The sequence below is a fragment of the Enterobacter sp. PTB genome (genome assembly GCF_051130085.1).
Classification (GTDB): domain Bacteria; phylum Pseudomonadota; class Gammaproteobacteria; order Enterobacterales; family Enterobacteriaceae; genus Enterobacter; species Enterobacter ludwigii.
Window position 1 is genome coordinate 122,195 of record NZ_JBDKEE010000008.1, and the last position, 20,281, is coordinate 142,475.

Genomic DNA, 20,281 nt, shown 5'->3' on the forward strand with positions numbered 1-20,281 from the left:
CGACGCATGAGAGCAGCGGCAAAAACGCTTAAACCAAAACGTCAGGAAGAACAGGCCAACTTTATCAGTTGGCGTTTTGCGTTGCTTTGCGGCTGCATTTTACTGGCGCTGGGTTTCCTGCTGGGACGCGTGGCATGGTTGCAAATCATCGCCCCTGACATGCTGGTTCGACAGGGCGACATGCGTTCCCTTCGCGTTCAGGAAGTGTCGACGTCCCGCGGGATGATCACCGACCGCTCAGGCCGTCCACTGGCCGTGAGCGTACCGGTTAAAGCCATCTGGGCCGATCCGAAAGAGCTGCACGATGCGGGTGGTATTACGCTTGATAACCGCTGGAAGGCGCTCTCGGATGCCCTGAAAATGCCGCTGGATCAGCTCGCTTCCCGCGTCAACGCCAATCCAAAAGGGCGTTTTATCTATCTGGCGCGTCAGGTCAACCCTGACATGGCGGACTACATTCGTAAGCTGAAGCTGCCGGGTATTCACCTTCGTGAAGAATCCCGCCGCTACTATCCTTCCGGCGAAGTAACCGCTCACCTCATTGGCTTTACCAACGTTGATAGCCAGGGGATTGAGGGCGTTGAAAAAAGCTTCGATAAGTGGCTCACCGGCCAGCCTGGCGAGCGAATTGTTCGTAAAGACCGCTACGGCCGCGTTATCGAAGATATCTCTTCCACGGACAGTCAGGCGGCACACAACCTGGCGCTGAGTATTGATGAGCGTCTGCAGGCATTGGTCTACCGCGAGCTGAACAACGCTGTCGCCTTCAACAAGGCGGAATCCGGCAGCGCCGTGCTGGTGGACGTCAGTACGGGCGAAGTGCTGGCGATGGCCAACAGCCCGTCCTATAACCCGAACAACTTTACCGGCACCGCAAAAGATGCGATGCGTAACCGGGCGATTACCGACGTGTTCGAACCGGGCTCCACGGTGAAACCGATGGTGGTCATGACGGCGCTCCAGCGTGGCATCGTCAATGAAAACACGGTTCTGAACACGATCCCTTACCGTATTAACGGCCACGAGATTAAAGACGTGGCGCGCTACAGCGAATTGACCCTGACCGGGGTTTTACAGAAGTCGAGTAACGTTGGCGTTTCAAAGCTGGCGTTAGCGATGCCGTCCTCAGCGTTAGTAGAGACTTACTCACGTTTTGGGCTTGGAAAGGCGACCAATTTGGGGTTGGTCGGAGAACGCAGTGGCTTATATCCTCAAAAACAACGGTGGTCTGACATAGAGAGGGCCACCTTCTCTTTCGGCTACGGGCTAATGGTAACGCCGTTACAGTTAGCGCGAGTCTACGCAACGATTGGCAGCTATGGCGTCTATCGTCCGCTGTCCATTACCAAAGTTGATCCACCGGTTCCGGGTGAGCGTATCTTCCCGGAATCCATCGTTCGTACCGTCGTTCATATGATGGAAAGCGTGGCGCTGCCTGGCGGCGGCGGCGTGAAGGCGGCGATCAAAGGCTATCGCATCGCCATCAAAACCGGTACCGCGAAAAAAGTGGGGCCAGACGGCCGTTACATCAACAAATACATTGCCTATACCGCAGGCGTTGCGCCTGCCAGTAATCCGCGTTTTGCGCTGGTGGTCGTCATTAACGATCCACAGGCGGGTAAATACTACGGCGGCGCCGTTTCCGCGCCTGTGTTCGGGGCCATCATGGGCGGCGTGTTGCGCACCATGAACATCGAACCGGATGCGCTGGCAACGGGCGAGAAAAGTGAATTTGTAATTAATCAAGGCGAGGGTACAGGTGGCAGATCGTAATTTGCGCGACCTTCTCGCTCCGTGGGTGCTTAATGCACCGGAGCGAGCACTGCGAGAGATGGTACTGGACAGCCGTGCGGCTGCTTCTGGCGATCTTTTTGTGGCGGTGGTCGGTCATCAGGCGGACGGGCGTCGTTATATCCCGCAGGCGATTGCGCAAGGTGTTGCTGCCATTATTGCTGAGGCCAAAGATGAGGCAACCGACGGTGAAATCCGTGAAATGCACGGGGTGCCGGTCATCTATCTCAGTCAGTTAAACGAGCGTCTTTCTGCGCTGGCCGGACGTTTCTATCACGAACCGTCCGATCGGCTGCGTCTGGTGGGCGTGACAGGTACAAACGGCAAAACCACGACCACGCAGCTCATGGCGCAGTGGGCGCAGCTGCTGGGTGAAACCGGTGCGGTCATGGGAACTGTCGGTAACGGTCTGTTGGGCAAAGTGAGCCCGACCGAAAACACCACCGGCTCCGCGGTCGACGTACAGCACGTGCTGGCAGGCCTGGCAGGGCAGGGGGCAACCTTTGCCGCGATGGAAGTCTCTTCCCACGGTCTGGTGCAGCACCGCGTGGCGGCGCTGAAGTTTGCCGCCTCAGTATTCACTAACCTGAGCCGCGATCACCTTGATTATCATGGTGATATGGAGCATTACGAAGCGGCGAAATGGCTGCTCTACTCCACCCACCATAGCGGACAGGCCATCATCAACGCTGACGACGAAGTCGGTCGCCGCTGGCTGGCGAAGCTGCCGGATGCGGTTGCGGTGTCGATGGAAGACCATATCAACCCGAACTGCCACGGCCGCTGGCTGAAGGCGGTTGCGGTGGATTATCACGACAGTGGCGCCACCATTCGTTTTACCTCTTCATGGGGTGACGGTGAAATTGAAAGCCGTCTGATGGGCGCGTTTAACGTCAGCAACCTGCTGCTGGCGCTGGCGACGCTGCTGGCGCTGGGTTATCCGATGAACGCGCTGCTGGAAACGGCTGAGCGTTTGCAGCCGGTATGTGGCCGTATGGAAGTGTTCAGCGCGCCGGGCAAACCGACCGTGGTGGTCGATTATGCCCACACGCCGGACGCACTGGAAAAAGCACTGGAAGCGGCGCGTCTGCACTGCACCGGTAAGCTCTGGTGTGTGTTTGGCTGCGGTGGCGACCGTGATAAGGGCAAACGTCCACTGATGGGTGCCATTGCTGAACAGTTCGCGGATATTCCGGTTGTAACCGATGACAACCCGCGTACTGAAGAGCCGCGCGCCATTATTAACGACATTCTGTCGGGCATGCTGGATGCAGGCCGCGCCCGCGTGGTGGAAGGCCGTGCGGAAGCCGTGACCAACGCCATCATGCAGGCACAGGAAAACGACGTTGTGCTGCTGGCCGGGAAAGGCCATGAGGATTATCAGATTGTTGGCAACCGTCGTCTCGATTATTCGGACCGCGTCACGGCCGCGCGTCTGCTGGGAGTCGTGGCATGATTAGCATCACCTTAAGTCAGGCCGCTGCGGTACTGCAGGGCGAGCTGCTGGGTCACGATCTGACCATCGAGGCCGTGACGACCGATACCCGCAAAGTGACCCCGGGTTGTCTGTTTGTGGCGCTGAAGGGCGAACGTTTTGACGCGCATGATTTTGCACAACAGGCCAGGGAGAATGGTGCAGGGGCGCTGCTGGTCAGCCGTAAACTCGCGGTCGATCTGCCGCAGATCGTGGTGAAAGATACCCGTCTGGCATTCGGCGAGCTGGCGGCCTGGGTTCGTCAGCAGGTGCCGACGCGCGTCGTCGCGCTGACCGGTTCATCAGGCAAAACCTCTGTGAAAGAGATGACTGCGGCCATCCTGAGCCAGTGCGGAAATACGCTTTATACAGCAGGCAACCTTAACAATGATATCGGCGTGCCGATGACATTACTTCGCCTGACCAAAGAGCATGAATTTGCCGTGATCGAGTTAGGGGCAAACCACCAGGGCGAAATCGCCTGGACCGTGAGACTGACGCGCCCGGAAGCAGCGCTGGTGAATAACCTGGCCGCTGCACATCTGGAAGGTTTTGGTTCGCTGGAAGGCGTGGCGAAAGCTAAAGGCGAGATCTATACCGGCCTGCCGGAAGACGGTATCGCCATTATGAATGCCGACAACAATGACTGGCTGAACTGGCAACAGATCATTGGTTCCCGCAAGACCTGGCGCTTCTCGCCGAACGCGGCCAACAGTGATTTTACCGCGACCAATATTCATGTGACTTCGCATGGCACGGAATTCACCCTTAATACCCCAACCGGGGGCATTGAGGTGCTTCTGCCATTGCCGGGTCGTCATAATATCGCCAATGCGCTCGCGGCAGCGGCGCTGTCGATGGCGGTTGGTGCGTCGCATCAGGCGATTAAAACCGGTCTGGCAAATTTAAACGCCGTGCCGGGGCGTCTGTTCCCGATCCAGCTTGCGGAAAACAAACTGCTTCTGGATGACTCCTATAACGCGAACGTCGGCTCAATGACCGCGGCGGTGCAGGTGTTGTCTGAGATGCCAGGTTATCGCGTGTTGGTGGTGGGCGATATGGCTGAGCTGGGTGATGAAAGCGAAGCCTGCCATGTCCAGGTGGGGGACGCGGCGAAAGCGGCAGGTATTGATTGCGTGCTGAGCGCCGGAAAACTGAGCCAGGCGATTAGCCATGCCAGCGGTGTTGGCGAGCACTTTGCCGATAAAGCCGCGCTGATTGAACGCCTTAAGGCATTGATGACAGAAAAACAAATTGTGACTGTGTTAGTGAAAGGTTCACGTAGTGCCGCCATGGAAGAGGTTGTGCACGCATTACAGGAGAACGGGACATGTTAGTTTGGCTGGCCGAACATTTGGTCAAATATTATTCAGGCTTTAACGTCTTTTCCTATCTGACGTTTCGCGCCATTGTCAGCCTGCTGACTGCGCTGTTCATCTCTTTGTGGATGGGCCCGCGCATGATTGCCCGTCTGCAAAAACTCTCCTTCGGTCAGGTTGTGCGTAACGACGGTCCGGAGTCGCACTTCAGCAAGCGGGGTACGCCGACCATGGGCGGGATCATGATCCTGACCGCGATCGTTGTTTCCGTACTGCTGTGGGCTTATCCCTCTAACCCGTACGTCTGGTGCGTACTTACCGTGCTGGTGGGCTACGGCATCATTGGGTTTGTTGATGATTACCGCAAGGTCGTGCGTAAAGACACCAAGGGCCTGATCGCCCGCTGGAAATACTTCTGGATGTCGGTGATTGCGCTGGGCGTGGCCTTCGCGCTGTATCTGGCAGGAAAAGACACCCCCGCCACCGAGCTGGTGGTGCCGTTCTTTAAAGACGTGATGCCGCAACTGGGGCTGTTCTACATTCTGCTGGCCTACTTCGTCATCGTGGGCACCGGTAACGCCGTAAACCTGACCGACGGTCTGGATGGCCTGGCGATTATGCCAACCGTCTTCGTCGCCGCCGGTTTTGCGCTGGTGGCGTGGGCCACCGGTAACATGAACTTTGCTAACTATTTGCACATTCCATACCTGCGACACGCAGGCGAACTGGTTATCGTCTGTACGGCGATTGTCGGGGCTGGACTGGGCTTCCTGTGGTTCAACACCTACCCGGCGCAGGTCTTTATGGGTGACGTCGGTTCACTGGCTCTGGGCGGCGCGCTGGGCATTATTGCCGTGCTGCTGCGCCAGGAGTTCCTGCTGGTGATTATGGGTGGGGTGTTTGTGGTTGAAACCCTTTCAGTGATTTTGCAGGTCGGGTCCTTCAAGCTGCGCGGTCAGCGCATCTTCCGTATGGCACCGATTCACCATCACTATGAACTGAAAGGCTGGCCGGAACCGCGCGTGATTGTGCGCTTCTGGATTATTTCGCTGATGCTGGTGCTGATTGGCCTGGCAACGCTGAAGGTACGTTAATCATGGCAGATTACCAGGGCAAAAAAGTCGTTATCATCGGGTTGGGGCTGACAGGCCTCTCCTGCGTGGACTTTTTCCTCGCGCGCGGCGTGACGCCTCGCGTAATGGATACGCGTGTTTCTCCGCCGGGTCTGGATAAACTGCCGGAACAGGTTGAACGCCACCTTGGTGGTCTGAATGATGACTGGCTGCTGGCAGCCGATCTGATTGTCGCCAGCCCCGGTATGGCGCTGGCACATCCTTCACTCAGCGCCGCGGCCGATGCGGGCGTTGAGATTGTCGGTGATATTGAGTTGTTCTGCCGTGAAGCGCAGGCACCCGTTATCGCGATTACCGGCTCTAACGGTAAAAGCACCGTCACCACCCTTGTGGGTGAGATGGCGAAAGCGGCGGGCATGAACGTGGGTGTGGGAGGCAATATTGGCCTGCCAGCGCTAATGCTGCTGGATAAAGGCTGTGAATTGTACGTCCTCGAGCTTTCCAGCTTCCAGCTGGAAACGACCTCCAGCCTTCGTGCGGCCGCGGCGACTATCCTTAACGTTACTGAAGATCATATGGATCGCTATCCGTTTGGTCTGCAGCAGTACCGCGCCGCCAAACTGCGCATTTATGAAAATGCGAAGGTCTGCGTCGTCAACGCGGATGACGCCCTGACCATGCCGGTGCGCGGGGCGGACGATCGCTGTATTAGCTTTGGCATTACCATGGGTGACTATCATCTTAACCGTCAACTGGGCGAAACCTGGCTGCGCGTGAAGGGTGAGAAAGTGCTGAACGTGAAAGAGATGAAGCTTACCGGCCAGCATAACTACACCAATGCTCTGGCGGCGCTGGCGCTGGCGGATGCCGTAGGGCTGCCGCGTTCGTCCAGCCTGCAAGCATTGACCACCTTTAACGGCCTGGCGCACCGTTTTCAGCTGGCGCTGGAGCACAACGGTGTGCGCTGGATTAATGACTCAAAAGCCACCAACGTCGGCAGTACCGAGGCCGCCCTGAACGGTCTGCACGTTGAAGGTACCCTGCATTTACTGCTCGGCGGCGACGGTAAATCGGCGGATTTCTCCACGCTGAAACCGTATCTCGCCGGGAATAATATCCGCTTGTACTGCTTTGGTCGCGACGGCAGTGAGCTGGCTGAGCTGCGTCCTGACATTGCCGAGCAAACCGAGACCATGGAGCAGGCGATGCGGCTGATTGCCCCTCGCGTGAAGCCGGGTGATATGGTCCTGCTCTCCCCGGCCTGCGCCAGCCTCGATCAATTCAAGAATTTCGAACAGCGTGGCGATCTCTTTACCCGTCTGGCGAAGGAGTTAGGCTGATGCGTTTATCTCTCCCTCGCCTGAAAATGCCGCGCCTGCCAGGATTTGGCGTTCTGGCGTGGGTGTTTGCGGCACTCAAAGGCTGGGTGATGGGCTCTCGTCAAAAAGATAACGACAGCCTGGTCATGTACGACCGTACGCTCTTCTGGCTCACGCTGGGACTGGCGGCGGTTGGTTTTATCATGGTGACCTCGGCGTCAATGCCTGTCGGGCAGCGGCTGGCGAACGATCCATTCCTGTTTGCGAAACGTGATGGCCTGTACATCATCCTGGCGTTCTGTCTGGCGCTGGTGACATTACGTCTGCCGATGGAGTTCTGGCAGCGGCACAGTACCGCGATGCTGATCGCCTCCATCATTATGCTGCTGATCGTGCTGGTAGTGGGGAGCTCCGTAAACGGGGCATCGCGCTGGATTGCCTTTGGCCCACTGCGTATTCAGCCCGCGGAATTTACCAAGCTCTCCCTGTTCTGCTACCTGGCTAACTACCTGGTACGTAAAGTGGATGAAGTGCGTAATAACCTGCGCGGCTTCTTAAAACCCATGGGCGTTATTCTGGTGCTGGCGGTCTTACTGCTGGCGCAGCCTGACCTTGGTACCGTGGTCGTGCTGTTTGTCACCACGCTGGCAATGCTGTTCCTGGCCGGGGCGAAGCTGTGGCAGTTCATCGCCATCATCGGAATGGGTATCTCAGCGGTTGTGCTGCTGATCCTCGCCGAGCCTTACCGTATCCGCCGTGTGACCTCATTCTGGAACCCGTGGGAAGACCCGTTTGGCAGCGGTTATCAGCTGACGCAGTCGCTGATGGCTTTTGGTCGCGGTGAAGTCTGGGGTCAGGGCCTGGGCAACTCGGTACAGAAACTGGAGTATTTACCCGAAGCGCACACTGACTTCATCTTCTCCATTATTGGGGAAGAACTGGGTTATATCGGTGTGGTATTAGCGCTATTAATGGTATTCTTCGTCGCTTTCCGCGCCATGTCGATTGGGCGGAAAGCGCTGGAGATCGATCACCGTTTTTCAGGTTTCTTAGCCTGCTCAATAGGTATCTGGTTTAGTTTCCAGGCATTGGTTAACGTCGGGGCCGCAGCGGGTATGCTGCCGACCAAAGGCCTGACGTTGCCGTTGATCAGTTATGGTGGTTCCAGTCTGCTGATTATGTCGACGGCCATCATGATGTTGTTACGCATAGATTATGAAACGCGTCTGGAAAAAGCCCAGGCGTTTACACGAGGTTCACGATGAATCAACCGAAGCGGTTAATGGTGATGGCAGGCGGTACCGGTGGACATGTGTTCCCGGGGCTCGCAGTTGCGCACCATTTAATGGATCAGGGCTGGCAGGTACGCTGGCTGGGAACCGCGGATCGCATGGAAGCCGACCTGGTACCGAAGCACGGTATCGAGATCGACTTTATTCGCATTTCCGGCTTACGCGGAAAAGGCATTAAGGCCCAGCTTCTGGCACCGGTGCGTATTTTCAACGCCTGGCGTCAGGCGCGCGCCATCATGAAGCGTTTTAAGCCTGATGTGGTGCTGGGGATGGGCGGCTATGTTTCTGGCCCGGGTGGGCTGGCGGCCTGGTCATTGGGCATCCCCGTGGTGCTGCATGAGCAGAACGGCATTGCCGGTCTGACCAATAAATGGCTGGCGAAAATTGCCACCAAAGTGATGCAGGCTTTCCCGGGAGCCTTCCCGAAGGCGGACGTGGTGGGTAACCCGGTGCGCGTAGACGTGCTGGCGCTGCCATTACCGGATGCGCGCCTGCCTGGTCGTGAAGGGCCGGTCCGTGTGCTGGTCGTTGGCGGCTCTCAGGGCGCACGCATTTTAAACCAGACGATGCCGCAGGTTGCAGCAAAGCTGGGTGATGCGGTGACAATCTGGCACCAAAGCGGAAAAGGTGCTCAACAGATGGTTGAGCAGGCTTACGCCGATGAAGGCCAGCCGCAGCATAAAGTGACGGAATTTATCGACGACATGGCCGCAGCGTATGCCTGGGCCGATGTCGTGGTCTGCCGCTCTGGCGCATTGACGGTGAGCGAAATTGCCGCCGCCGGGTTGCCGGCTCTGTTTGTGCCGTTCCAGCACAAAGACAGACAGCAGTACTGGAATGCGTTGCCGCTTGAGAAAGCCGGCGCCGCGAAAATATTTGAACAGCCACAATTTACCGCCGATGCGGTCGCCACCACCCTGGCGGGCTGGAACAGAGAGGCATTACTGGAGATGGCGCAACGCGCACGCGCGACCGCTATTCCTGATGCAACGGAACGGGTGGCAAAAGAAGTGAGCCTGGCAGCCCAGGCTTAACCCTCGCAGCGCGTGTTGCGCTGCACGAATTTTTTAAGTAGTCGATGGCGTTTAGAGAATGAATACACAACAACTGGCAAAACTGCGTTCTATCGTGCCCGAGATGCGTCGCGTCCGGCACATTCACTTTGTTGGCATCGGTGGTGCTGGCATGGGCGGTATTGCCGAAGTGTTAGCTAACGAAGGCTATCAGATCAGCGGGTCTGACCTGGCGCCAAACCCTGTTACGCAGCAGCTGGCGTCGCTTGGGGCGACTATCTATTTCAATCATCGCCCGGAAAACGTGCGCGATGCGAGCGTGGTGGTCGTGTCGAGCGCCATCTCCTCTGATAACCCGGAAATCGTGGCCGCGCACGAAGCGCGTATTCCGGTGATCCGCCGTGCGGAAATGCTGGCGGAGTTGATGCGTTTTCGACATGGCATTGCGATTGCCGGAACCCACGGCAAAACCACCACCACGGCGATGGTCTCCAGCATTTATGCAGAAGCGGGCCTCGACCCGACGTTCGTCAATGGTGGTCTGGTAAAAGCGGCAGGCGTGCATGCGCGTCTCGGACACAGCCGTTATTTAATTGCCGAAGCGGATGAGAGCGATGCGTCGTTCCTGCATCTGCAGCCGATGGTCGCCATCGTCACCAATATCGAAGCCGACCATATGGATACTTACCAGGGCGACTTCGAGAACTTAAAGCAGACCTTTATTAATTTCCTGCACAACCTGCCGTTCTATGGACGCGCGGTAATGTGTGTAGACGATCCGGTGATTCGCGAGCTGTTGCCGCGCGTCGGACGTCAAATCACGACTTACGGCTTCAGCGAAGACGCTGATGTCCGCGTGGAAGATTACAAACAGCTGGGTGCGCAGGGGCATTTCACCCTGGCGCGTCAGGACAAAGAACTGCTGCATGTCACCCTGAATGCACCAGGGCGTCACAACGCCCTGAATGCCGCAGCGGCAGTGGCCGTGGCGACAGAAGAAGGCATTGATGACGAAGCCATTCTTCGTGCACTGGAAAGCTTCCAGGGAACCGGGCGTCGCTTCGACTTCCTCGGTGAATACCCGCTGGAGGCGGTGAACGGTAAACCCGGTACTGCCATGCTGGTTGATGACTACGGTCACCACCCGACGGAAGTGGACGCGACGATCAAAGCCGCGCGTGCAGGCTGGCCAGAAAAAAATCTGGTCATGATCTTCCAGCCGCACCGTTTCACGCGTACCCGTGACCTGTATGACGATTTCGCCAGCGTCCTGTCACAGGTGGATACGCTCCTGATGCTGGATGTTTATGCAGCGGGCGAAACTCCTATTCCTGGTGCAGACAGCCGTTCTTTATGTCGTACCATCCGCGGACGCGGTAAAGTAGACCCTATTTTGGTTTCCGATCCTGCTCAGGTGGCTGAAATTCTGGCCCCGGTGCTGACCGGCAACGATCTAATTCTGATTCAGGGCGCGGGAAATATCGGCAAAATCGCCCGTACCTTAGCTGAAATCAAACTGAAGCCGCAAACTCAGGAGGATGAGCATCATGGCTGATAAGATTGCTGTCCTGTCTGGCGGCACATCCGCCGAGCGCGAGGTTTCCCTGAATTCAGGTGCCGCTGTACTGGCGGGCCTGCGTGAAGGGGGTGTGGATGCGCACCTGGTCGATCCGAAAGAGACTGACGTAACCCAGTTAAAGGCGATGGGCTTCGATAAAGTCTTTATCGCGTTACATGGCCGTGGTGGCGAAGACGGCACCCTTCAGGGGCTGCTGGAACTCACCGGCATGCCGTACACCGGCAGCGGTGTCATGGCCTCCGCCATTTCTATGGATAAACTGCGCAGCAAACTGCTGTGGCAGGGCGCGGGTTTACCCGTTGCCCCCTGGGTTGCCCTGACGCGTCGCGAATTTGAAATGGGCCTCTCCGATAGCGTTAATGCACGCATTGCTGAGCTGGGCTTACCGGTTATTGTAAAGCCCAGCCGCGAAGGGTCGAGCGTTGGCATGTCCAAAGTTGAGAAAGCTGAGGATTTATCTTCCGCTTTAGCCCTGGCATTTCAACATGATGAAGAAGTTCTGATTGAAAAATGGCTCAGCGGGCCGGAATTTACCGTCGCGATGCTTGGCGAAGAAATTTTACCGTCAATTCGTATCCAACCGGCCGGAACCTTCTATGATTATGAGGCGAAGTATCTCTCTGATGAGACGCAATATTTCTGCCCAAGTGGTCTTGAAGCTGAGCGTGAAACCGATTTACAGTCCCTGGTGGTTAAAGCCTGGCATGTTCTGGGTTGCCGTGGATGGGGCCGCATCGACGTGATGCTCGACAGTGATGGACAATTTTATCTGCTGGAAGCAAATACTTCTCCGGGAATGACCAGCCACAGCCTTGTGCCGATGGCAGCGCGTCAGGCGGGGATGAGCTTCTCGCAATTAGTCGTACGTATTCTGGACCAGGCGGGCTGATATGTCTCAGGCTGCATTGAACACGCGCAACCGCGATGACGAAGAAGAATACTCTTCTTCACGCCGGAGTAATGGAACGCGTCTTGCAGGTATTATTTTCCTGCTCGGGGTGCTGTGCACCGTGTTTATCAGCGGCTGGATGGTTCTGGGCTGGATGGAAGATGCGCAACGGTTGCCGCTTTCGAAGCTGGTGGTCACCGGTGAGCGTCATTACACCCGTAACGATGACATTCGCCAGACAATTCTGGCGCTGGGATCGCCTGGCACCTTTATGACGCAGGACGTCAATATTATCCAGAGTCAGATTGAACGTCTGCCATGGATAAAACAGGCGAGTGTCAGAAAGCAATGGCCTGATGAATTGAAGATTCATCTGGTTGAATATGTGCCCATTGCGCGTTGGAATGATCAGCACATGGTTGACGTAGACGGAAATTCCTTCAGCGTCCCGGCCGATCGTGTCAACAAGCAAAATTTACCGATGTTGTATGGCCCGGAAGGTAGCGAAAACGAAGTGTTACAAGGTTTTCGTGAAATGGGGCAGGTGCTGGCGAAGGACAGGTTTACGCTAAAAGATGCTGCAATGACGGCGCGCCGCTCCTGGCAACTGACGTTAACGAATGGCATTAAGCTCAACCTGGGTCGCGGGGACACAATGAAACGTCTGGCGCGATTTGTAGAACTTTACCCGGTTTTACAGCAGCAGGCACAGACTGACGGCAAACGGATAAGCTACGTTGATTTGCGCTATGACTCAGGCGCAGCAGTCGGTTGGGAACCGGCTCCGGTCGAGGAACCTAATCAGCAACAGAATCAGGCACAGGTACAGGCAGAACAACAATGATCAAGGCGACGGACAGAAAACTGGTAGTTGGACTGGAGATTGGCACCGCGAAGGTTGCCGCTTTAGTAGGGGAAGTTCTGCCCGACGGTATGGTCAATATCATTGGCGTGGGCAGTTGCCCGTCCCGTGGTATGGATAAAGGTGGGGTTAACGATCTTGAGTCGGTGGTGAAGTGCGTACAGCGCGCCATCGATCAGGCTGAATTGATGGCAGATTGCCAGATTTCCTCTGTTTATCTGGCGCTTTCGGGTAAGCACATTAGCTGCCAGAACGAAATCGGCATGGTGCCGATTTCCGAAGAAGAAGTGACGCAGGAAGACGTTGAAAACGTTGTGCATACGGCGAAATCCGTGCGCGTTCGCGATGAGCATCGCGTGCTGCACGTGATCCCGCAGGAGTATGCGATTGACTACCAGGAAGGGATCAAAAACCCGGTCGGTCTTTCCGGCGTACGTATGCAGGCAAAAGTGCACTTGATCACATGTCACAACGATATGGCGAAGAACATTGTAAAAGCCGTTGAACGTTGTGGCCTGAAAGTTGACCAACTCATTTTCGCCGGTCTTGCAGCGAGCTATTCCGTGCTGACCGAAGATGAACGTGAACTGGGTGTCTGTGTGGTCGATATTGGTGGTGGTACAATGGACATGGCCGTGTATACCGGCGGTGCGCTGCGCCACACCAAAGTGATCCCGTATGCCGGGAACGTTGTGACCAGCGATATTGCTTACGCTTTTGGTACGCCCCCGAGTGATGCAGAAGCGATTAAAGTACGCCACGGCTGTGCGCTGGGGTCTATCGTTGGCAAAGATGAGAGCGTTGAAGTGCCGAGCGTGGGCGGACGTCCACCGCGCAGCCTGCAGCGCCAGACGTTGGCAGAGGTCATTGAGCCGCGTTATACCGAGCTGCTTAACCTGGTCAACGAAGAGATTTTGCAGTTACAGGAACAGCTTCGCCAGCAGGGCGTGAAACATCATCTTGCAGCGGGGATTGTATTAACCGGCGGGGCAGCGCAAATTGAAGGTCTTGCGGCCTGCGCTCAGCGCGTGTTCCATACGCAAGTGCGTATCGGTGCTCCGCTGAATATCACCGGTTTAACGGATTATGCTCAGGAGCCGTACTATTCAACGGCCGTGGGCCTGCTCCACTACGGGAAAGAATCTCATCTCAGTGGTGAAGCAGAAGTGGAAAAACGCGTCTCAGTTGGGTCGTGGGTCAAACGACTGAACAACTGGTTGCGAAAAGAGTTTTAATTTTTTTAAGAGACCGGAGAGAATTAGCGGTCTCGGGCGACAGGCACAACGGAGAGAGAAATTATGTTTGAACCTATGGAACTGACCAACGACGCGGTGATTAAAGTCATCGGCGTCGGTGGCGGCGGCGGTAACGCCGTAGAGCATATGGTGCGTGAACGCATTGAAGGTGTTGAGTTCTTTGCAGTTAACACCGATGCACAGGCACTGCGTAAGACGGCTGTAGGCCAGACTATCCAGATCGGCGGTGGCATCACCAAAGGGCTGGGCGCTGGGGCTAACCCGGAAGTCGGTCGTAATGCGGCTGAAGAAGATCGTGAGGCCCTGCGCGCTGCACTGGAAGGTGCGGACATGGTCTTTATCGCAGCGGGTATGGGTGGCGGTACGGGTACCGGCGCAGCACCTGTTGTGGCTGAAGTAGCGAAAGATTTAGGTATCCTGACCGTTGCTGTCGTGACCAAGCCTTTCAACTTTGAAGGCAAGAAGCGTATGGCTTTCGCGGAGCAGGGTATCACTGAACTGTCCAAGCACGTGGACTCGTTGATTACCATTCCGAACGACAAACTGTTGAAAGTTCTGGGTCGCGGTATCTCTCTGCTGGACGCTTTTGGCGCAGCCAACGACGTGCTGAAAGGCGCGGTGCAGGGTATCGCTGAACTGATTACCCGTCCGGGTCTGATGAACGTTGACTTTGCAGACGTTCGTACCGTGATGTCCGAAATGGGCTACGCGATGATGGGCTCTGGCGTGGCAAGCGGTGAAGACCGTGCAGAAGAAGCGGCTGAAATGGCTATCTCTTCTCCACTGCTGGAAGATATCGACCTGTCTGGTGCGCGCGGCGTGCTGGTCAACATTACCGCTGGCTTCGACCTGCGTCTGGATGAGTTTGAAACCGTGGGTAACACTATCCGTGCGTTCGCCTCTGACAACGCTACCGTGGTAATCGGTACTTCCCTTGACCCGGAAATGAACGACGAGCTGCGTGTTACTGTTGTTGCTACCGGTATCGGTATGGACAAGCGTCCTGAGATCACCCTGGTGACCAACAAACAGACTCAGCAGCCGGTTATGGATCGTTACCAGCAGCACGGTATGTCTCCTCTGACTCAGGAGCAGAAACCGGCCGCGAAAGTGGTTAACGACCCCACTCCGCAAACGGCGAAAGAGCCAGATTATCTGGATATCCCGGCGTTCCTGCGCAAGCAAGCTGACTAAGAATTGGCTGGAATTTGGGGATTTTCGCTCTTTGTGCTAAACTGGCCCACCGTCAGTGATATACACTTTCGGTTGGATAGTTAATTTGGCGAGATTATACGATGATCAAACAAAGGACACTTAAACGTATCGTTCAGGCGACTGGTGTCGGTTTACATACCGGCAAGAAAGTCACACTGACGTTACGCCCTGCGCCGGCCAATACCGGGGTCATCTATCGTCGCACCGACTTGAATCCACCGGTAGACTTTCCGGCCGATGCCAAATCTGTGCGTGATACTATGCTCTGTACTTGTCTGGTGAACGAGCATGACGTGCGGATTTCTACCGTAGAGCACCTGAACGCCGCCCTGGCGGGTCTGGGTATCGACAACATTATGGTTGAAGTCGATGCGCCAGAAATCCCGATCATGGATGGTAGTGCTGCTCCGTTCGTCTATCTGTTGCTGGATGCCGGCATCGAAGAACTGAACTGCGCGAAAAAATTTGTTCGTATCAAAGAGACCGTTCGCGTCGAAGATGGCGACAAATGGGCTGAATTCAAACCGTACAATGGTTTCTCGTTGGACTTTACCATCGATTTTAACCATCCGGCGATTGATGCCAGCACCCAACGCTATGCGATGAACTTCTCTGCTGATGCGTTTATGCGCCAGATCAGCCGTGCCCGTACGTTTGGCTTCATGCGTGATATCGAATATCTGCAGTCCCGCGGCCTGTGCCTGGGCGGCAGCTTCGATTGTGCCATCGTTGTTGACGATTATCGCGTACTGAACGAAGATGGTCTGCGTTTTGAAGATGAATTCGTTCGTCACAAAATGCTGGATGCTATCGGCGACCTGTTTATGTGTGGTCACAACATCATTGGTGCATTTACCGCGTTTAAATCCGGTCATGCACTGAACAACAAACTGTTGCAGGCAGTCCTGGCAAAACAGGAAGCCTGGGAATATGTGACCTTTGAAGACGAAGCTGAGCTGCCGCTGGCCTTCAAAGCACCGAACACGGTACTGGCGTAACGGTTAAAGCCGTTTCGTAAAAAATCGACTGGTTAACCTGGTACTCTCTCCGACCAGGGAGACCAGTCGTTTTTATTTTTACCCTTCTTCATTTATTTGCCCCAGCGTCACTTCTCGTTTGCCCGGTGCAGAAAATCTGTGCGTTAGCTGCATTCTTGACCGTTTTTCCCCGCAGCAATACGTCATTCCTGCTGCTGTGTATTGGCTTTAGTGGTAATATCTGGGCGCTTAAAAGAATAATTGAATTCAGCCTGTTGAAGGCTGGCTTAATGTGGTGGAGCAAGTGAGCGGAATACTGACGCGCTGGCGACAATTTGGCAGACGTTACTTCTGGCCGCATCTCTTATTAGGGATGGTCGCGGCGAGTTTCGGCTTGCCTGCGCTCAGCAACAGTGCGGAAGCGGCGACGCCGACGAAGACCTCCACAACCAAACACGATCTCAACACGCGGGTTAATTTTACTAACCTGGCGTGGCTTGAAGCCAATCGCCGCCCGAATTTCTCGGTGGATTACTGGCACCAGCATGCGATCCGTACCGTTATTCGCCATCTGTCATTTGCGATGGCTCCGCAGGCACTGCCTGTTGCTGAAGAGACGCTGCCGGTACAGGCGCAGCATCTTGCTCTGCTGGACACGCTTAACGCGCTGCTTACGCAGGACAGTCAACCACCCGTCATGGTGCGTCAGACCTCGCAAATCGCTAACGTTCCTCCTGCGACCTTCTCCGTTTCGACATGGATTAGCCAGGCCCACGGCATCCGCGCCGGGCCTCAACGCCTCAGCTAAATTAACCTTTTTTCAATACCTTAATTTATCTGCCCAACCTGGGGCGTTTGAGAATTTATTATGCTAATCAAATTGTTAACAAAAGTTTTTGGTAGTCGTAACGATCGTACCCTGCGCCGTATGCGCAAAGCTGTTACCGTCATCAATGGCATGGAACCGGCGATGGAGAAGCTCTCTGATGACGAGCTGAAAGCGAAAACCGTAGAATTCCGCGCGCGTCTTGAAAAAGGCGAAACGCTGGAAAGCCTGATCCCGGAAGCCTTCGCCGTTGTGCGTGAGGCCAGTAAACGTGTGTTTGGCATGCGTCACTTCGACGTTCAGCTGCTGGGTGGTATGGTGCTTAACGAGCGCTGCATCGCGGAAATGCGTACCGGTGAAGGTAAAACCCTGACCGCAACGCTGCCCGCCTACCTGAACGCACTGACCGGTAAAGGCGTTCACGTCGTTACTGTCAACGACTATCTGGCACAGCGTGATGCCGAAAACAACCGTCCCCTGTTCGAATTCCTGGGCATGACCGTTGGCATCAACATGTCCGGTCTGCCGGCCCCCGCCAAACGTGAAGCCTATAACGCGGATATCACCTACGGTACCAACAACGAATACGGCTTCGACTACCTGCGTGACAACATGGCGTTTAGCCCTGAAGAGCGCGTGCAGCGTAAACTGCACTATGCGCTGGTGGATGAGGTGGACTCCATCCTGATCGATGAAGCGCGTACCCCGCTGATCATCTCCGGCCCGGCCGAAGACAGCTCCGAGATGTACCGTAAAGTCGATAAAATCATTCCGCACCTGCTGCGTCAGGAGAAAGAAGATTCCGACACCTTCCAGGGTGAAGGCCACTTCTCTGTCGATGAAAAAGCGCGCCAGGTGAACCTGACCGAACGCGGTCTGGTGAAAATTGAAGAGCTGCTGGTGGCTGAAGGCATCATGGAAGAGGGCGAGTCTCTGTACTCTCCGACGAACATTATGCTGATGCACCACGTCACTGCCGCGCTGCGTGCCCACGCGCTGTTCACCCGCGATGTCGACTACATCGTGAAAGACGGTGAAGTTATCATCGTTGATGAGCACACCGGCCGTACCATGCAGGGACGTCGCTGGTCTGACGGTCTGCACCAGGCCGTTGAGGCCAAAGAAGGCGTTGATATTCAAAATGAAAACCAGACGCTGGCCTCTATTACCTTCCAGAACTACTTCCGTTTGTACGAGAAGCTGGCGGGGATGACCGGTACTGCAGATACCGAAGCATTTGAATTCAGCTCCATCTACAAACTGGATACCGTGGTCGTACCCACCAACCGTCCAATGATCCGTAAGGATATGCCGGACCTGGTGTACATGACCGAAGCGGAAAAAATTCAGGCGATCATTGAAGATATTCGCGATCGTACCGCTAATGGCCAGCCGGTGCTGGTGGGGACAATCTCCATCGAGAAATCCGAAGTGGTTTCCAATGAGTTGACCAAAGCGGGCATCAAACACAACGTTCTGAACGCCAAATTCCACGCCAAAGAGGCGGATATCGTTGCGCAGGCGGGTTACCCGGCAGCGGTAACAATCGCCACCAACATGGCGGGTCGTGGTACCGACATTATGCTGGGTGGTAGCTGGCAGGCAGAGATTGCCGAGCTGGAAAACCCAACGCCGGAGCAGATTGCTCAGATTAAAGCGGACTGGCAGGTACGCCATGACGCGGTGCTGGCATCCGGTGGTTTGCATATCATTGGTACCGAACGTCACGAATCTCGTCGTATCGATAACCAGCTGCGCGGCCGTGCGGGTCGTCAGGGCGATGCCGGTTCTTCCCGCTTCTACCTGTCTATGGAAGATGCGCTGATGCGTATTTTCGCCTCCGACCGTGTTTCTGGCATGATGCGTAAACTGGGTATGAAACCTGGCGAAGCCATTGAACACCCGTGGGTCACCAAAGCGATTGCTAACGCCCAGCGTAAAGTGGAAAGCCGCAACTTCGATATTCGTAAGCAGCTGCTGGAATATGATGATGTGGCCAACGACCAGCGTCGTGCCATCTATACCCAGCGTAACGAACTGCTGGACGTGTCCGACGTGAGCGACACCATCAACAGCATTCGCGAAGACGTATTCAAAGCGACTATCGACGCGCATATTCCACCGCAGTCTCTGGAAGAAATGTGGGATATCGAAGGTCTGCAGGAACGCCTGAAAAACGACTTCGACCTCGAACTGCCAATCAAAGAGTGGCTGGACAAAGAGCCTGAGCTGCACGAAGAGACCCTGCGTGAACGTATTTTCGAAACCGCGCTGGACGTATACAAGCGTAAGGAAGAAGTCGTTGGCGCTGAGATGATGCGTCACTTCGAAAAAGGCGTGATGCTGCAAACGCTGGACTCCCTGTGGAAAGAGCACCTGGCGGCGATGGACTACCTGCGTCAGGGTATCCACCTGCGTGGTTACGCGCAGAAAGATCCGAAGCAGGAGTACAAGCGTGAATCCTTCGCCATGTTTGCGTCCATGCTGGAGTCACTGAAGTATGAAGTGATCAGCACCCTGAGCAAAGTTCAGGTACGCATGCCAGAAGAAGTGGAAGCAATGGAGCAACAGCGCCGTGAAGAAGCTGAGCGTCTGGCACAGATGCAACAGCTGAGCCACCAGACTGACGAGAGCGAAGCTGCGGCAGCGATCGCGGCCCAGACTGGCGATCGTAAAGTTGGCCGCAACGATCCGTGCCCGTGTGGTTCCGGTAAAAAATACAAGGCGTGCCACGGTCGTCTGAGCTAAATTCATAACAAAACAAAAAGGCGCAGAAATCTGCGCCTTTTTTATGGAAGTGACAATATGAAAATACTGCAAATTGCCGTCGGGATTATTCGCAACCCGCAAAACCAGTTCTTTATCACCCAGCGCGCCGCCGACGCCCATATGGCGAACAAATGGGAGTTTCCGGGCGGGAAAATCGAGTCAGGCGAAACGCCGGAACAGGCGCTGATCCGTGAGCTTCAGGAAGAAGTGGGGATCACCCCGCTTGGCGCAACGCTGTTTGACAAGCTCGAATACCAGTTTCCCGATCGTCACATTACACTTTGGTTCTGGCTGGTGGAAAACTGGGAGGGGGATCCCTGGGGCAAAGAGGGGCAACCGGGTAACTGGGTTGAACTGCAGGCAAGCGATGCCGACAAATTCCCGCCGGCAAATGAGCCTGTGATTACCCGGTTAGTGCAGGGCGTTTAATTTACTGCTGTTCTTCACTCCAGTCATCGCTGTCCGAAAGAGTGCCTTCACTCGGAATGCGTTTCTCTTCCGCCGCCCATTCGCCCAGGTCAATTAACTGACAGCGTTTACAGCAGAATGGGCGGTATGGGCTCACTTCGCCCCAGACAACACTTTTGCCACAGGTTGGGCAGTTTACGATGGTTACGTCAGACATTG

The 20,281-nt window shown here is 55.5% G+C and carries 17 protein-coding genes; 16 read left to right on the forward strand and 1 reads right to left on the reverse strand.

All coding sequences use genetic code 11. The features are described from left to right. Positions 1-6 precede the first annotated feature (6 nt). From AAIR21_RS12340 to mutT, 16 genes are all read left to right on the forward strand, one after another. Positions 7-1,773 (forward strand): peptidoglycan glycosyltransferase FtsI, encoded by a 1,767-nt coding sequence (locus tag AAIR21_RS12340; RefSeq protein WP_014168624.1) that lies wholly within the window; start codon positions 7-9, stop codon positions 1,771-1,773. After that, positions 1,760-3,247, forward strand: a complete 1,488-nt coding sequence (murE, locus tag AAIR21_RS12345) for a UDP-N-acetylmuramoyl-L-alanyl-D-glutamate--2,6-diaminopimelate ligase (protein ID WP_047955043.1) — start codon at positions 1,760-1,762, stop codon at positions 3,245-3,247. Before AAIR21_RS12340 ends, murE begins: the two co-directional genes overlap by 14 nt. Continuing rightward, positions 3,244-4,602: a UDP-N-acetylmuramoyl-tripeptide--D-alanyl-D-alanine ligase gene (gene murF, locus AAIR21_RS12350; RefSeq protein WP_063156934.1), complete on the forward strand. Its 1,359-nt coding sequence runs from the start codon at positions 3,244-3,246 to the stop codon at positions 4,600-4,602. The genes murE and murF overlap by 4 nt, the downstream gene beginning before the upstream one ends. Then, positions 4,596-5,678, forward strand: coding sequence for a phospho-N-acetylmuramoyl-pentapeptide-transferase (gene mraY / locus AAIR21_RS12355; protein WP_008501985.1), 1,083 nt, complete (start codon positions 4,596-4,598; stop codon positions 5,676-5,678). The genes murF and mraY overlap by 7 nt, the downstream gene beginning before the upstream one ends. A 2-nt stretch (positions 5,679-5,680) precedes the next feature. Continuing rightward, positions 5,681-6,997: a UDP-N-acetylmuramoyl-L-alanine--D-glutamate ligase gene (gene murD / locus AAIR21_RS12360; protein WP_020882576.1), complete on the forward strand. Its 1,317-nt coding sequence runs from the start codon at positions 5,681-5,683 to the stop codon at positions 6,995-6,997. Further along, complete coding sequence (gene ftsW / locus AAIR21_RS12365) at positions 6,997-8,241, forward strand: cell division protein FtsW (protein ID WP_014168628.1); 1,245 nt, start codon at positions 6,997-6,999, stop codon at positions 8,239-8,241. Before murD ends, ftsW begins: the two co-directional genes overlap by 1 nt. Then, a complete protein-coding gene (murG, locus tag AAIR21_RS12370; RefSeq protein ID WP_020882577.1) occupies positions 8,238-9,302 on the forward strand; it encodes an undecaprenyldiphospho-muramoylpentapeptide beta-N-acetylglucosaminyltransferase in 1,065 nt (354 codons plus the stop codon). The genes ftsW and murG overlap by 4 nt, the downstream gene beginning before the upstream one ends. A gap of 58 nt (positions 9,303-9,360) precedes the next feature. Beyond that, the gene (gene murC / locus AAIR21_RS12375; RefSeq protein ID WP_014168630.1) at positions 9,361-10,836 is read left to right on the forward strand and encodes a UDP-N-acetylmuramate--L-alanine ligase; all 1,476 of its coding nucleotides are present in this window, start codon (positions 9,361-9,363) and stop codon (positions 10,834-10,836) included. After that, positions 10,829-11,749: a D-alanine--D-alanine ligase gene (locus AAIR21_RS12380; RefSeq protein ID WP_020882578.1), complete on the forward strand. Its 921-nt coding sequence runs from the start codon at positions 10,829-10,831 to the stop codon at positions 11,747-11,749. The genes murC and AAIR21_RS12380 overlap by 8 nt, the downstream gene beginning before the upstream one ends. A 1-nt stretch (position 11,750) precedes the next feature. Next, positions 11,751-12,593 (forward strand): cell division protein FtsQ, encoded by an 843-nt coding sequence (ftsQ, locus tag AAIR21_RS12385; RefSeq protein ID WP_014168632.1) that lies wholly within the window; start codon positions 11,751-11,753, stop codon positions 12,591-12,593. Next, positions 12,590-13,846 carry a cell division protein FtsA gene (gene ftsA, locus AAIR21_RS12390; protein ID WP_006173845.1) on the forward strand — a complete coding sequence of 419 codons (1,257 nt, stop codon included), beginning with the start codon at positions 12,590-12,592 and terminating at the stop codon, positions 13,844-13,846. Before ftsQ ends, ftsA begins: the two co-directional genes overlap by 4 nt. A gap of 63 nt (positions 13,847-13,909) precedes the next feature. After that, positions 13,910-15,061: a cell division protein FtsZ gene (ftsZ, locus tag AAIR21_RS12395; RefSeq protein ID WP_008501978.1), complete on the forward strand. Its 1,152-nt coding sequence runs from the start codon at positions 13,910-13,912 to the stop codon at positions 15,059-15,061. 101 nt (positions 15,062-15,162) lie between these two features. Next, on the forward strand, positions 15,163-16,080 hold the full coding sequence (gene lpxC, locus AAIR21_RS12400) for a UDP-3-O-acyl-N-acetylglucosamine deacetylase (protein ID WP_014168633.1): 918 nt from the start codon (positions 15,163-15,165) through the stop codon (positions 16,078-16,080). Positions 16,081-16,363: 283 nt separating this feature from the next. Beyond that, positions 16,364-16,867 (forward strand): secA translation cis-regulator SecM, encoded by a 504-nt coding sequence (gene secM, locus AAIR21_RS12405; RefSeq protein WP_165569255.1) that lies wholly within the window; start codon positions 16,364-16,366, stop codon positions 16,865-16,867. Positions 16,868-16,927: 60 nt separating this feature from the next. Then, a complete protein-coding gene (gene secA, locus AAIR21_RS12410; protein ID WP_014168636.1) occupies positions 16,928-19,633 on the forward strand; it encodes a preprotein translocase subunit SecA in 2,706 nt (901 codons plus the stop codon). A 57-nt stretch (positions 19,634-19,690) separates the two neighbouring features. After that, a complete protein-coding gene (mutT, locus tag AAIR21_RS12415; RefSeq protein WP_014168637.1) occupies positions 19,691-20,083 on the forward strand; it encodes an 8-oxo-dGTP diphosphatase MutT in 393 nt (130 codons plus the stop codon). A 1-nt stretch (position 20,084) separates the two neighbouring features. On the opposite strand, the gene yacG is transcribed toward mutT, so the two are convergent. Further along, on the reverse strand, positions 20,085-20,279 hold the full coding sequence (yacG, locus tag AAIR21_RS12420) for a DNA gyrase inhibitor YacG (RefSeq protein WP_020882580.1): 195 nt from the start codon (positions 20,277-20,279) through the stop codon (positions 20,085-20,087). Positions 20,280-20,281: the final 2 nt, after the last annotated feature.